Genomic DNA, 13,540 nt, shown 5'->3' on the forward strand with positions numbered 1-13,540 from the left:
GCACTGCTCCCTCTTCAACAGAGCGATTTGCACCCCAGCAAATGTAGCGTTATTGTTACCTTCCTTGCTACAGAGTTCGACAGATATCCCGCTATGACATTCTCCCTTTTTGGTGACAAATTTACCCGCCACTCCGGCATTACGCTGCTGATGGAAGATCTGAACGACGGTTTACGCACGCCTGGCGCGATTATGCTCGGCGGCGGTAATCCAGCGCAGATCCCGGAAATGCAGGACTACTTCCAGACGCTACTGACCGACATGCTGGAAAGTGGCAAAGCGACTGATGCACTGTGCAATTACGACGGTCCACAGGGGAAAACGGAGCTCCTCACACTGCTTGCCGGAATGCTGCGCGAGAAGTTGGGTTGGGATATCGAACCACAGAATATTGCACTAACAAACGGCAGCCAGAGCGCGTTTTTCTACTTATTTAATCTGTTTGCCGGACGCCGTGCCGATGGTCGGGTCAAAAAAGTGCTGTTCCCGCTGGCACCTGAATATATTGGCTACGCTGACGCCGGACTGGAAGAAGATCTGTTTGTCTCTGCGCGTCCGAATATTGAACTGCTGCCGGAAGGCCAGTTTAAATACCACGTCGATTTTGAGCATCTGCATATTGGCGAAGAAACCGGGATGATTTGCGTCTCCCGGCCGACGAATCCAACAGGCAATGTTATTACTGACGAAGAGTTGCTGAAGCTTGACGCGCTGGCGAATCAACACGGCATTCCGCTGGTGATTGATAACGCTTATGGCGTCCCGTTCCCGGGTATCATCTTCAGCGAAGCGCGCCCGCTGTGGAATCCGAATATTGTACTGTGCATGAGTCTTTCCAAGCTGGGACTACCGGGTTCGCGCTGCGGCATTATCATCGCCAATGAAAAAATCATCACCGCAATCACCAACATGAACGGCATTATCAGCCTGGCGCCTGGCGGTATTGGTCCGGCGATAATGTGTGAAATGATTAAGCGTAACGATCTGCTGCGCCTGTCTGAAACGGTTATCAAACCGTTTTATTACCAGCGTGTTCAGGAAACTATCGCCATCATTCGCCGCTATTTACCGGAAGATCGCTGCCTGATTCATAAACCGGAAGGAGCCATTTTCCTCTGGCTATGGTTTAAGGATTTGCCAATTACGACCGAGCAGCTCTACCAGCGCCTGAAAGCACGGGGCGTGCTGATGGTGCCGGGGCACAACTTCTTCCCAGGGCTGGATAAACCGTGGCCACATACACATCAATGTATGCGCATGAACTACGTGCCGGAGCCGGATAAAATTGAGGCGGGGGTGAAGATTCTGGCGGAAGAGATAGAAAGAGCCTGGGCTGAAAGCCATTAATACGCTATTCCGGCGTTGAGAAACGCCGGAAAAACGTTTCAAACAGGCTGCTGCCGTAGCCGATGCCGCTGCACTTTCTCGACATCCATGCACTGCAACGCCTTTGTCGGGCAGGCTTCAACACAGGCCGGCCCCGTCGCCCGATGCCAGCACAGATCGCATTTAATCGCCCTCGCCTTTTTGCGCGAAGAAACGACCTCCATCGCACCAAACGGGCAAGCCAGCATACAGCTTTTACAGCCAATGCAACGTGATTGTTCAACGAAAATATGCCCATGTTCGCGGCTTATCGCGTCAACAGGGCAGACATTCGCGCACGGTGCATCTTCACACTGATGACAGGCTACTGCCGTGGTCCAGCTGTGGTCTTTAATGACACGAATACGGGAAATAAACTCGTCTGGTGACAACGCAGCGCAATCCTGATTCTCCTGATGCGACACTGCGCAAGCCACTTCACAGGTACGGCAACCGATACATTTCGTCGCATCCGCAATAATAAACCGGTTCATGATCACTCCTTTGCACTAAAACAGCAGAGTGCCAGAGAGCGCGTCTCTACTGCTTTGATCCAACGAAGGAAATGTTAAAGTTTTGGCACTTGTCCAAAGCGTTATGTGATCGCGCCCTGGTCGTCCCTGACAGTAAATCCCAGTTCATTAGAAATAGCCTGCGCGGTTTCACGCAGTGGTTTCAGGAGATTTTTCTCCCCCACCTGTTTCAGACGTGATGTCGAAAGCGAAATCGACACGGCGTACGGCACCCGCCCATGAATATCAAACACCGGAACAGCAATACAGGAGACGCCGAGTTCGTTTTCTTCTCTGTCCATCGCCGCTCCGCTTTCACGAATGTGCGCCAGTTCGTCGAACATCGCGGGCAGCTCGGTAATGGTATTGCGGGTTAACGGCTGGATCTCATGCTGATGGCTTTCCCAGTATGACTTCACGTAGTCCGGGTGACCAAACGCCATGTAGATCTTGCCCATTGCGGAACAGTAGAGCGGCATATGCTGGCCTATATAGGCACGGGTTCGCAGCATCCCGGTTGTGGGTTCCAGCTTATAAATCAAAATAGCGTGATCGTCTTCGCGGCTGGAGAAGTTAATGGTTTCACCAGTGGCGATGTTCAATGCCTCAAGATGCGGAGCGGCGATATGAATGATATTCAGCGAAGACAGCGCCTTCTGCCCGACGGCAATAAATTTGGTGGTCAGGCGGTAACTCCCTGCGGCGGGCGCGGTGGTCACATAGCCGCAGGATTGTAATCCCTGCAATAAGCGATGGACGGTACTCTTATTTAAACCAGCCAGTTCCGAAAGATGCGCCAACGGACAACCGTTTGGATAGTTGCTCAAAATCTCAATCAGCATCAACCCGCGAAACAGACTCTGGCTTCCGGCTGGACGCTCTTTTTCCTGCGCCATCTCGTTCTCTTTTTTTCCCATCACTTCTTTCCCCATTTTGTCGCGTCCTGATGGTAGCGCAAAGTGTGCCGTAGTTCACGATCTCGACAGATAATTTATAACCACTTGATTTTTAAGTTTTTTGAAATTCATCAATCAGATTGCTTTGTTAAAAAGCGATCGATATATTTGAAATCAGATTTCGCATATTGAAATTTTAAGCCAAAAAAGCGATCAAAAAAACAAGGAAGCCAGGGATGAAAGTGACATTTGAGCAGTTAAAAGCAGCCTTTAATCGAGTCTTAATTTCACGCGGCGTTGACAGCGAAACGGCTGATGCCTGTGCCGAGATGTTCGCCCGCACCACCGAATCCGGCGTTTATTCTCACGGCGTTAATCGTTTCCCTCGTTTCATTCAACAACTGGAAAACGGCGATATCATTCCTGATGCCCAACCCAAACGTATAACCAGCCTCGGCGCAATTGAACAGTGGGACGCCCAGCGTTCGATCGGTAACCTGACAGCGAAAAAGATGATGGATCGGGCCATTGAACTGGCTGCCGATCACGGTATTGGTCTGGTGGCACTACGTAATGCCAACCACTGGATGCGCGGCGGCAGCTACGGCTGGCAGGCGGCGGAAAAAGGCTATATTGGCATTTGCTGGACCAACTCCATCGCCGTAATGCCGCCGTGGGGCGCAAAAGAGTGTCGCATCGGCACCAACCCGCTGATCGTCGCCATTCCTTCTACCCCAATCACCATGGTCGATATGTCGATGTCGATGTTCTCTTACGGCATGTTAGAAGTTAACCGTCTGGCAGGTCGTCAGCTCCCGGTCGATGGTGGCTTTGATGATGAGGGCAATTTGACCAAAGAACCTGGCGTTATCGAGAAAAATCGCCGCATTTTGCCGATGGGTTACTGGAAAGGTTCGGGCATGTCGATTGTGCTGGATATGATCGCCACTCTCCTTTCCGACGGCGCATCGGTTGCCGAAGTCACCCAGGACAACAGCGACGAATACGGCGTTTCGCAAATCTTTATCGCCATCGAAGTGGATAAATTGATCGACGGCCCCACCCGCGATGCCAAGCTGCAACGCATCATGGATTACGTTACTACCGCTGAACGCGCTGACGAAAACCAGGCCATCCGCTTACCCGGCCACGAATTTACTACCCTGCTGGCCGAAAACCGCCGTAACGGCATCACCGTTGATGACAGCGTGTGGGCCAAAATCCAGGCGTTATGAGGAGATAAGTCATGATTTTTGGACATATCGCGCAGCCTGACCCGTGCCGTTTGCCTGCCGCCATTGAAAAGGCGCTCGATTTTCTGCGCGCCATCGACTTCAACGCCCTGGAGCCGGGTGTTGTCGAAATCGACGGCAAGAATATTTATGCGCAAATTATCGATTTAACCACACGCGAAGCGGCGGAAAACCGTCCGGAAGTGCATCGTCGGTATATCGATATTCAGTTTCTGGCGTGGGGTGAAGAGAAAATCGGCATTGCTATTGATACGGGAAATAATAAAGTCAGCGAATCACTATTAGAGCAGCGCGATATTATTTTTTATCACGATAGTGAACATGAATCATTTATAGAAATGATACCGGGCAGCTACGCTATTTTCTTCCCGCAGGATGTTCATCGACCAGGTTGTATTCTGCAAACAGCCTCTGAGATACGAAAAATTGTGGTTAAAGTCGCATTAACAGCGCTGAATTAATCGAATAATCGTCTACGCCAGAACGCCTGGGTAATGTTATTGCTCTAACTATATTAATAATTTCGGTTGCTGCACATGCAATTTGAATTATGACAGACATAGCCTCAAGGAATAGCTATGAAAAAAATACTTGAAGCAATACTGGCGATTAATCTCGCCGTACTTTCCTGTATTGTGTTTATAAACATTATTTTAAGATATGGTTTTCAGACAAGCATTTTATCTGTAGATGAATTGTCACGTTATTTATTTGTCTGGTTAACATTTATTGGCGCGATTGTGGCTTTTATGGATAACGCCCACGTTCAGGTCACCTTTCTGGTGGAGAAACTCTCCCCCGCATGGCAGCGACGAGTCGCTCTGGTTACCCATTCCTTAATCTTATTTATTTGTGGCGCACTGGCCTGGGGCGCAACGCTAAAAACAATTCAGGACTGGAGCGATTATTCACCGATCCTCGGTTTGCCCATCGGCCTGATGTATGCCGCTTGTCTGCCCACCAGCCTCGTTATCGCATTCTTTGAACTGCGTCATTTATATCAACTCATCACGCGTAGCAATTCTCTAACGTCGCCACCGCAAGGAGCTTAATCATGGCTGTGCTGATTTTTCTGGGCTGTCTGTTGGGTGGTATTGCTATCGGTTTGCCTATTGCCTGGGCACTGTTGTTGTGCGGGGCGGCGTTAATGTTCTGGCTGGGCATGTTTGATGTCCAGATCATGGCACAAACGCTGGTGAACGGAGCCGACAGCTTCTCCCTGCTGGCGATTCCGTTCTTTGTGCTGGCGGGTGAAATCATGAATGCGGGCGGCTTGTCAAAACGCATTGTTGACCTGCCGATGAAACTGGTGGGGCATAAACCAGGCGGGCTGGGCTACGTCGGCGTGCTGGCGGCTATGATTATGGCAAGCCTTTCTGGTTCTGCCGTTGCGGATACCGCCGCCGTTGCCGCTCTACTGGTGCCGATGATGCGCAGCGCCAACTACCCGGTCAACCGGGCGGCGGGGCTGATTGCCTCTGGCGGCATTATCGCGCCAATTATTCCCCCTTCCATTCCGTTTATTATTTTCGGCGTTTCCAGCGGATTATCCATCAGTAAGCTGTTTATGGCGGGCATTGCCCCTGGCATGATGATGGGCGCAACGCTGATGCTTACCTGGTGGTGGCAGGCCAGTCGCCTTAATTTACCCCGCCAGCAAAAAGCAACGATGCAGGAAATCTGGCACTCTTTTGTCTCCGGTATCTGGGCGCTGTTTCTTCCAGTCATCATTATTGGCGGGTTTCGCTCCGGTCTGTTTACCCCTACCGAAGCCGGGGCCGTTGCTGCTTTCTATGCGCTGTTTGTCGCCACAGTTATTTACCGTGAAATGACCTTCGCCACACTTTGGCATGTACTCATTGGCGCGGCGAAAACCACCTCAGTGGTAATGTTTCTGGTGGCCTCGGCACAAGTTTCTGCCTGGCTGATTACCATTGCTGAATTGCCGATGATGGTTTCTGATTTACTGCAACCGTTGGTCGATTCACCGCGTCTGCTGTTTATCGTTATTATGCTGGCTATCCTGATTGTCGGCATGGTCATGGATTTAACGCCGACGGTGTTAATTCTTACTCCGGTATTAATGCCTTTAGTTAAAGAGGCAGGAATCGATCCGATTTATTTCGGTGTCATGTTTATCATTAACTGCTCAATCGGCTTAATTACACCGCCTATCGGTAATGTGCTTAACGTTATTTCAGGGGTGGCAAAACTCAAATTCGATGATGCAGTCAGAGGCGTTTTCCCTTACGTCCTGGTTTTATATTCATTATTAGTCGTATTTGTTTTTATTCCCGATCTCATCATCCTCCCTTTGAAATGGATTAATTAAAAGGAAAATATTATGAAATTACGCTCTGTAACCTACGCATTATTCATTGCTGGCCTGGCTGCATTTAGTACATCTTCACTGGCGGCGCAATCTTTACGTTTCGGTTATGAAACCTCACAAACCGACTCGCAACATATTGCGGCGAAAAAATTCAATGATTTATTGCAGGAGAGAACCAAAGGCGAGCTGAAATTAAAACTGTTCCCGGACAGTACTCTCGGTAACGCACAGGCGATGATCAGCGGCGTACGTGGCGGCACCATCGATATGGAAATGTCCGGCTCGAATAACTTTGCCGGGTTGTCACCTGTGATGAACCTGCTTGATGTCCCTTTCCTGTTCCGCGATACCGCCCACGCGCATAAAACGCTCGACGGCAAAGTCGGTGATGACCTGAAAGTCTCCCTTGAAGGTAAAGGACTGAAAGTACTGGCCTATTGGGAAAACGGCTGGCGCGATGTCACCAACTCGCGTGCGCCAGTGAAAACACCTGCCGACCTGAAAGGGCTGAAAATCCGCACCAACAATAGCCCGATGAATATCGCCGCATTCAAAGTCTTTGGCGCTAACCCGATCCCGATGCCGTTTGCCGAAGTCTATACCGGGCTGGAAACGCGCACTATCGACGCTCAGGAACACCCGATCAACGTCGTCTGGTCAGCAAAATTTTTCGAAGTACAGAAGTACCTTTCTCTGACGCACCACGCCTACTCCCCGCTTCTGGTGGTGATCAACAAAGCGAAGTTTGATGGCTTAAGCCCGGAATTCCAGCAGGCGCTAGTTTCATCTGCACAAGAAGCGGGTAACTACCAGCGCAAACTGGTTGCTGAAGATCAGCAAAAAATCATCGATGGCATGAAAGAAGCGGGCGTGGAAGTCATCACCGATCTCGACCGCAAAGCCTTTAGCGACGCGCTGGGTAATCAGGTTCGCGACATGTTTGTTAAAGATGTGCCGCAGGGAGCTGATCTGCTGAAAGCCGTGGATGAGGTGCAATAAACCATGACGCAATACTGGCTGGGGTTAGATTGTGGCGGTAGCTGGCTGAAAGCCGGGCTGTATGACCGCGAAGGCCGGGAGGCAGGCGTGCAGCGCCTGCCGCTGTGCGCATTAAGCCCGCAGCCAGGCTGGGCAGAGCGCGATATGGCAGAACTGTGGCAGTGCTGCATGGCTGTCATTCGCGCCCTGCTTACTCATTCTGGTGTTAGCGGGGAACAAATTGTCGGTATCGGCATCTCCGCACAGGGAAAGGGCTTGTTTTTGCTGGATAAAAACGACAATCCGCTCGGTAACGCCATTTTGTCCTCGGACCGCCGGGCGATGGAAATCGTTCGTCGCTGGCAGGAAGATGGCATCCCGGAAAAACTCTACCCGCTGACGCGACAAACCTTGTGGACCGGGCATCCGGTGTCGCTGTTACGCTGGCTGAAAGAGCACGAACCAGAACGCTACGCGCAAATTGGCTGCGTGATGATGACGCACGACTACCTGCGCTGGTGTTTAACTGGCGTCAAAGGCTGTGAAGAGAGCAATATTTCCGAGTCCAACCTCTACAACATGAGTCGCGGGAAATATGACCCGTGTCTCACCGACTGGCTGGGGATCGCTGAAATCAACCACGCCCTGCCGCCTGTTGTCGGATCTGCCGAAATCTGCGGGGAAATCACCGCTCAGACAGCCGCACTGACCGGTCTGAAAGCGGGTACGCCCATTGTCGGCGGCCTGTTTGATGTGGTTTCCACCGCACTCTGTGCCGGGATCGAAGACGAATTTACCCTTAATGCGGTGATGGGCACCTGGGCGGTGACCAGCGGCATAACCCGTGGTTTGCGTGACGGTGAAGCGCATCCGTATGTCTATGGTCGCTACGTTAACGATGGTCAATTTATCGTTCACGAAGCCAGCCCCACCTCTTCCGGCAACCTCGAATGGTTTACCGCACAGTGGGGAGAAATCTCGTTTGATGAGATTAACCAGGCCGTTGCCAGCTTGCCGAAGGCCGGGGGCGATCTCTTTTTCCTGCCGTTCCTGTACGGCAGCAACGCCGGATTGGAGATGACCAGCGGTTTCTACGGGATGCAGGCCATTCACACCCGCGCACACCTGTTGCAGGCAATTTATGAAGGCGTGGTGTTCAGCCATATGACCCATCTCAACCGGATGCGCGAACGTTTTACTGATGTGCACACCCTGCGCGTCACTGGCGGTCCGGCGCACTCCGATGTCTGGATGCAAATGCTGGCGGACGTCAGCGGTCTGCGTATCGAGCTGCCGCAGGTGGAAGAAACCGGCTGCTTTGGTGCGGCACTTGCCGCCCGCGTCGGCACCGGAGTTTATCGCGATTTCAGCGAAGCCCAACGTGATTTACAGCACCCAGTACGCACCCTGCTGCCGGATATGACCGCACATCAGCTTTACCAACAAAAATACCAACGCTATCAGCATCTCATTGCCGCACTTCAGGGCTTTCACGCCCGCATCAAGGAGCACACATTATGAGCCGACCACTTCTGCAACTGGCCCTCGACCACTCATCACTTGAAGACGCACAGCGCGACGTGATGCTGTTAAAAGACAGCGTCGATATCGTCGAAGCGGGCACCATTCTCTGTTTAAACGAAGGGCTTGGCGCGGTAAAAGCCTTGCGCGAACAGTGCCCGGATAAAATCATCGTTGCTGACTGGAAGGTCGCCGACGCGGGTGAAACGCTCGCACAACAGGCGTTTGGCGCGGGTGCCAACTGGATGACCATCATCTGCGCTGCGCCGCTCGCGACGGTGGAAAAAGGCCACGCCATGGCGCAACGCTGCGGTGGTGAAATTCAGATAGAGCTGTTCGGTAACTGGACGCTGGACGACGCCCGCGACTGGCATCGTATTGGCGTGCGGCAGGCCATTTATCATCGTGGTCGTGATGCACAGGCCAGCGGGCAACAGTGGGGCGAAGCCGATCTGGCACGCATGAAGGCACTTTCCGATATCGGCCTTGAGCTTTCCATTACCGGCGGGATTACCCCTGCTGACCTGCCGCTGTTTAAAGATATCCGCGTGAAAGCCTTTATTGCCGGGCGGGCGCTGGCAGGCGCAGCAAATCCGGCGCAGGTGGCTGGCGATTTCCATGCACAAATTGATGCCATCTGGGGAGGTGCGCGTGCGTAATCATCCGTTAGGGATTTATGAAAAAGCGCTGGCGAAAGATCTCTCCTGGCCGGAGCGGCTGGTGCTGGCAAAAAGCTGTGGCTTTGATTTTGTCGAAATGTCGGTGGATGAAACCGACGAACGGCTCTCACGTCTTGACTGGAGCGCCGCACAACGTGCTTCGCTGGTCACTGCGATGATCGAAACGGGTGTTGCCATTCCGTCAATGTGCCTGTCTGCCCATCGTCGTTTTCCCTTTGGCAGCCGGGACGAGGCAGTGCGCGAACGGGCGCGGGAAATCATGAGTAAAGCGATTCGCCTGGCGCGCGATCTCGGCATTCGCACCATCCAGCTGGCAGGTTATGACGTCTATTACGAAGACCACGACGAAGGCACCCAACAACGTTTTGCTGAAGGGCTGGCGTGGGCAGTCGAACAGGCGGCGGCATCACAAGTCATGCTGGCGGTGGAGATTATGGATACCGCGTTTATGAACTCCATCAGCAAATGGAAAAAATGGGACGAGATGCTCGCCTCGCCGTGGTTCACCGTCTACCCGGACGTCGGCAACCTCAGCGCCTGGGGCAATGATGTTCCCGCCGAACTGAAACTGGGCATTGACCGTATCGCCGCGATCCACCTGAAAGACACCCAGCCAGTGACCGAGCAAAGCCCCGGACAGTTCCGTGATGTGCCGTTTGGCGAAGGCTGCGTCGATTTCGTTGGCATCTTCAAAACGCTGCATGAACTGAACTATCGCGGATCATTTCTGATTGAGATGTGGACCGAAAAAGCCAAAGAGCCGGTGCTGGAGATTATTCAGGCGCGGCGCTGGATTGAAGCGCGTATGCAGGAGGCCGGATTTATATGTTAGAGCAACTAAAAGCCGACGTGCTGGCGGCGAATCTGGCGCTTCCCGTTCATCATCTGGTGACGTTCACCTGGGGCAATGTCAGCGCGGTAGACGAAACGCGGCAATGGATGGTAATCAAACCTTCCGGCGTCGAGTACAACGTGATGACCGCCGACGATATGGTAGTGGTTGAGATAGCCACCGGTAAGGTGGTGGAAGGCAGAAAAAAACCCTCGTCCGACACGCCAACGCATCTGGCGCTTTACCGTCGCTATGCCGAAATTGGCGGTATTGTGCATACCCACTCGCGCCACGCCACCATCTGGTCGCAGGCCGGGCTGGATCTCCCCGCCTGGGGCACCACGCACGCTGATTACTTCTATGGTGCCATCCCCTGTACGCGACAGATGACCGCAGAGGAGATCAACGGCGAGTATGAATACCAGACCGGCGAAGTGATCATTAAAACCTTCGAAGAACGTGGGTTGAACCCGGCACAAATCCCGGCTGTACTGGTGCATTCTCACGGCCCGTTCGCCTGGGGAAAAAACGCCGCCGATGCGGTGCATAACGCCGTGGTGCTGGAAGAGTGCGCCTATATGGGCCTGTTCTCGCGCCAGCTTGCACCGCAGCTCCCTGCGATGCAAAACGAACTGCTGGATAAGCACTACCTGCGTAAACATGGGGCCAATGCCTATTACGGGCAGTAATCCCTCACGCCGGGGCTTCATTGCCCCGGCACTACGAATTGATATGTTCCTTGCTGTAACGTCGCTTCCACGCAGCTGGCGTTAAGCCGGTGTGTTTGCGAAAAATCTGCCGGAAATAGCCGACGTCATTAAACCCGCACAACGCCGCCACTTCCGTGAGCGATCGCGCTTCGCTAATTAACAGCTTTTCGGCTTCGCGCACCCGCTGGCGGTGGATTGCTTCTGTTAACGTCAGATGAAACACCCGCCGATAGACGCGCCCAAGATAATCGGCATTGCAGTACAGCTCGCGGGCTAAAAGCGCCGTGGAAAGCGGGCGGTGATATTGCGTGCGAATCAGTTTCTGTGCTTTCCAGGCAAGGGTGGTGCCTGCACCATCGGCCTGTTCATCAAGACGCGCGTCACGGGTGAGCTGCTGCAAAATCAGCAGCACAATAAACTCCAGCGCCGGAGTGCGTTGATGCTTTTCCTGTTCGCTTAAGAACTGGCGAAACAAGGCCACCAGCACCTGCGGATCGGCAACCTTAGTTTGTTGCGGCACGCTAAGATGAGTGAGCCAGCGCGGATCGTTGTCCGGCGCTTTAACCTCAAAATGCAGCCAGTAAAATTTGAGATCGGCGGGAAAATCCTCCACCCCAACATGCTGTCGGTTCGGCCAGAGTAATAAACTCTCTCCCGCATCGACCAGAAATATCCGCTCTTCTTCCTGAATCGCTAATCGACCTTTTTCGACAAAGATAATTTCCCATGACTCCAGCCGCCTTGCCGGATGCCTCCCTACGCCACGGGAAATAAATAATCCACCATTTTGCACTTTAATCGGTAACGTCATGGATAATTCGAGCATTGATATGTAATTTCCCGCTTATTCATTAATGATTAAACACATTACCTTTTGATTATTAATCAAAAACATTAATTTCACCTGATCCAATTCACACTTTTAAATTCAGGTCGGAATCGTCACCTTTTTTTACTCTTTTCTCGCCTTGTTGATATTCCCGTTCACGGCAGAATTAATCATGTCATTGCAATAAAACTAAAAATTGCTCCCTATTCACGAGGAATATCTATGACCTCTACACCGATTACTACCGCTGATATCGCTAAAGGTAAAATTGACGATGCGTTATCTGTACGGGAAAAAATAGGCTACGGCCTGGGTGACGCAGGCGGCACCGTAATAACTTGCCTGATCATGAACTTTCTCACCTTTTTCTACACCGACGTTTTTGGCTTAACTCCGGCGCTGGTCGGCACGCTGTTTATTGCACTGCGCGTGTTTGATGCCATCTCCGACCCGGTGATGGGCGTCATTGCCGACCGGACGCAAAGTCGCTGGGGGCGCTTTCGTCCGTGGCAGTTGTGGATTGCCATTCCCATCGGCATTATCGGCATCCTGACGTTCACCGTGCCAGATGCCAGCATGGGAGTAAAAATCGCCTGGGCGTTCGGCACTTACCTGCTCCTTTCAGTCGGTTATACCGCCATCAACGTGCCGTACTGCGCGCTGATCAACACCATGACCACCCGCCACAATGAAGTGATCTCCTGCCAGTCCTGGCGATTCGTTCTCTGCGGCGTGGCGGGATTTCTGGTTTCGGTAGGCTTACCGTGGATGGTAGATCTCTTCGGTCAGGGTAATGCCGCGCGCGGCTATCAACTGGGCGTCGGCGTATTGTGCGCCATTGCCGTGGTGATGTTCCTGTGCTGTTTCTTCTGGGTTCGTGAACGGGTGCCACTCTCCACAATGGGGAAATTTACCCTGCGCGAACATCTTGCCGGGCTGCGGAACAACGACCAACTGCTGCTGATGCTGGTCATGTCTTTCCTGCTGATTAACGTCTTTAATATTCGCGGCGGTGGGTATATGTACTTCATTACCTACGTCTTACAAGGCAGTACGGGCTACACGTCGCTGTTCTTCACCATGGTCACCTTCGCCTCCATTATCGGCTCGGTGATTGTCAGCCCGTTAACGCGACGTTTCGATACCGTCAAAATTTACTACTACACCAACCTGCTCCTCGCCGCGCTGGCGGTGTTGATGTGGTTCCTGCCTTCTGGCCCGGCTTATCAAACGCTGTGGCTGGCGGTGATCCTCGGTAATGGCGTGATTCTTGGCTTCACATTGCCATTGCACTTCTCATTGATGGCCTTTGCCGATGACTACGGCGAGTGGAAAACCCGCGTACGTTCTTCCGGCATGAACTTCGCCTTCAATCTGTTTTTCATCAAGCTGGCCTGGGCCTCCAGCGCCGGGATCATCAGCCTGCTGTTTATTTTTGTCGCCTACCAGCCAGGCGTGGAAAACCAGACCGCCAGTTCGCTTGGCGGGATCACAGCAATGGAAACATTGCTGCCTGCGCTGTTCCACCTGCTGCTGGCGATGGCGATCCGCTTTTGCAAACTCAATAACCCTATGATGTCACGCATTGCTAGCGACCTGCGTCAGCGTCATGTACAGCCTTAAGGAGCACAA

14 protein-coding genes are annotated in these 13,540 nt (G+C 52.6%); 11 read left to right on the plus strand and 3 right to left on the minus strand.

All coding sequences use genetic code 11. From position 1 onward, the window contains the following. The first annotated feature begins 93 nt into the window (after positions 1–93). Positions 94–1,347, plus strand: a complete 1,254-nt coding sequence (avtA, locus tag ACJHYW_RS20430; protein WP_000144354.1) for a valine--pyruvate transaminase — start codon at positions 94–96, stop codon at positions 1,345–1,347. Between the two features lie 38 nt (positions 1,348–1,385). Here the strand turns inward: avtA and ACJHYW_RS20435 are convergent, their stop codons facing one another. Both ACJHYW_RS20435 and yiaJ read right to left on the minus strand, forming a co-directional pair. Further along, positions 1,386–1,859 (minus strand): 4Fe-4S binding protein, encoded by a 474-nt coding sequence (locus ACJHYW_RS20435; protein WP_001296520.1) that lies wholly within the window; start codon positions 1,857–1,859, stop codon positions 1,386–1,388. A 101-nt stretch (positions 1,860–1,960) separates the two neighbouring features. Then, positions 1,961–2,809 (minus strand): IclR family transcriptional regulator YiaJ, encoded by an 849-nt coding sequence (gene yiaJ / locus ACJHYW_RS20440; protein ID WP_000514241.1) that lies wholly within the window; start codon positions 2,807–2,809, stop codon positions 1,961–1,963. A 200-nt stretch (positions 2,810–3,009) separates the two neighbouring features. Here yiaJ and yiaK point away from each other — a divergent pair, with 200 nt between their 5' ends. From yiaK to araD, 9 genes are all read left to right on the plus strand, one after another. Further along, positions 3,010–4,008, plus strand: a complete 999-nt coding sequence (gene yiaK / locus ACJHYW_RS20445) for a 3-dehydro-L-gulonate 2-dehydrogenase (protein ID WP_000869042.1) — start codon at positions 3,010–3,012, stop codon at positions 4,006–4,008. An 11-nt stretch (positions 4,009–4,019) separates the two neighbouring features. Then, positions 4,020–4,487 (plus strand): YhcH/YjgK/YiaL family protein, encoded by a 468-nt coding sequence (locus ACJHYW_RS20450; RefSeq protein ID WP_000576048.1) that lies wholly within the window; start codon positions 4,020–4,022, stop codon positions 4,485–4,487. 117 nt (positions 4,488–4,604) lie between these two features. Continuing rightward, a complete protein-coding gene (gene yiaM / locus ACJHYW_RS20455; RefSeq protein ID WP_000721664.1) occupies positions 4,605–5,078 on the plus strand; it encodes a 2,3-diketo-L-gulonate TRAP transporter small permease YiaM in 474 nt (157 codons plus the stop codon). Positions 5,079–5,080: 2 nt separating this feature from the next. Then, positions 5,081–6,358, plus strand: a complete 1,278-nt coding sequence (yiaN, locus tag ACJHYW_RS20460; RefSeq protein WP_000279614.1) for a 2,3-diketo-L-gulonate TRAP transporter large permease YiaN — start codon at positions 5,081–5,083, stop codon at positions 6,356–6,358. A gap of 12 nt (positions 6,359–6,370) precedes the next feature. Further along, positions 6,371–7,357: a 2,3-diketo-L-gulonate TRAP transporter substrate-binding protein YiaO gene (gene yiaO, locus ACJHYW_RS20465; protein ID WP_000776896.1), complete on the plus strand. Its 987-nt coding sequence runs from the start codon at positions 6,371–6,373 to the stop codon at positions 7,355–7,357. A gap of 3 nt (positions 7,358–7,360) precedes the next feature. Then, entirely contained in the window at positions 7,361–8,857 is a 1,497-nt protein-coding gene (gene lyxK, locus ACJHYW_RS20470) for an L-xylulokinase (RefSeq protein ID WP_000196061.1), read from the plus strand. Next, complete coding sequence (gene ulaD / locus ACJHYW_RS20475) at positions 8,854–9,516, plus strand: 3-keto-L-gulonate-6-phosphate decarboxylase UlaD (protein WP_000089508.1); 663 nt, start codon at positions 8,854–8,856, stop codon at positions 9,514–9,516. Before lyxK ends, ulaD begins: the two co-directional genes overlap by 4 nt. After that, positions 9,509–10,369, plus strand: coding sequence for an L-ribulose-5-phosphate 3-epimerase (locus tag ACJHYW_RS20480; protein WP_001361569.1), 861 nt, complete (start codon positions 9,509–9,511; stop codon positions 10,367–10,369). Before ulaD ends, ACJHYW_RS20480 begins: the two co-directional genes overlap by 8 nt. Next, positions 10,363–11,058, plus strand: coding sequence for an L-ribulose-5-phosphate 4-epimerase (gene araD, locus ACJHYW_RS20485; RefSeq protein ID WP_000893161.1), 696 nt, complete (start codon positions 10,363–10,365; stop codon positions 11,056–11,058). Before ACJHYW_RS20480 ends, araD begins: the two co-directional genes overlap by 7 nt. Before the next feature lie 31 nt (positions 11,059–11,089). Here araD and ACJHYW_RS20490 read toward each other — a convergent pair whose 3' ends face one another. Beyond that, the gene (locus tag ACJHYW_RS20490; protein WP_000891820.1) at positions 11,090–11,905 is read right to left on the minus strand and encodes an AraC family transcriptional regulator; all 816 of its coding nucleotides are present in this window, start codon (positions 11,903–11,905) and stop codon (positions 11,090–11,092) included. 225 nt (positions 11,906–12,130) lie between these two features. On the opposite strand from ACJHYW_RS20490, the gene ACJHYW_RS20495 reads away from it, so the two are divergent. After that, positions 12,131–13,531 carry an MFS transporter gene (locus tag ACJHYW_RS20495; protein WP_000204814.1) on the plus strand — a complete coding sequence of 467 codons (1,401 nt, stop codon included), beginning with the start codon at positions 12,131–12,133 and terminating at the stop codon, positions 13,529–13,531. Positions 13,532–13,540: the final 9 nt, after the last annotated feature.

Origin of the sequence: Escherichia sp. WS3063, from assembly GCF_046486595.1 — a bacterium.
GTDB lineage: Bacteria > Pseudomonadota > Gammaproteobacteria > Enterobacterales > Enterobacteriaceae > Escherichia > Escherichia coli.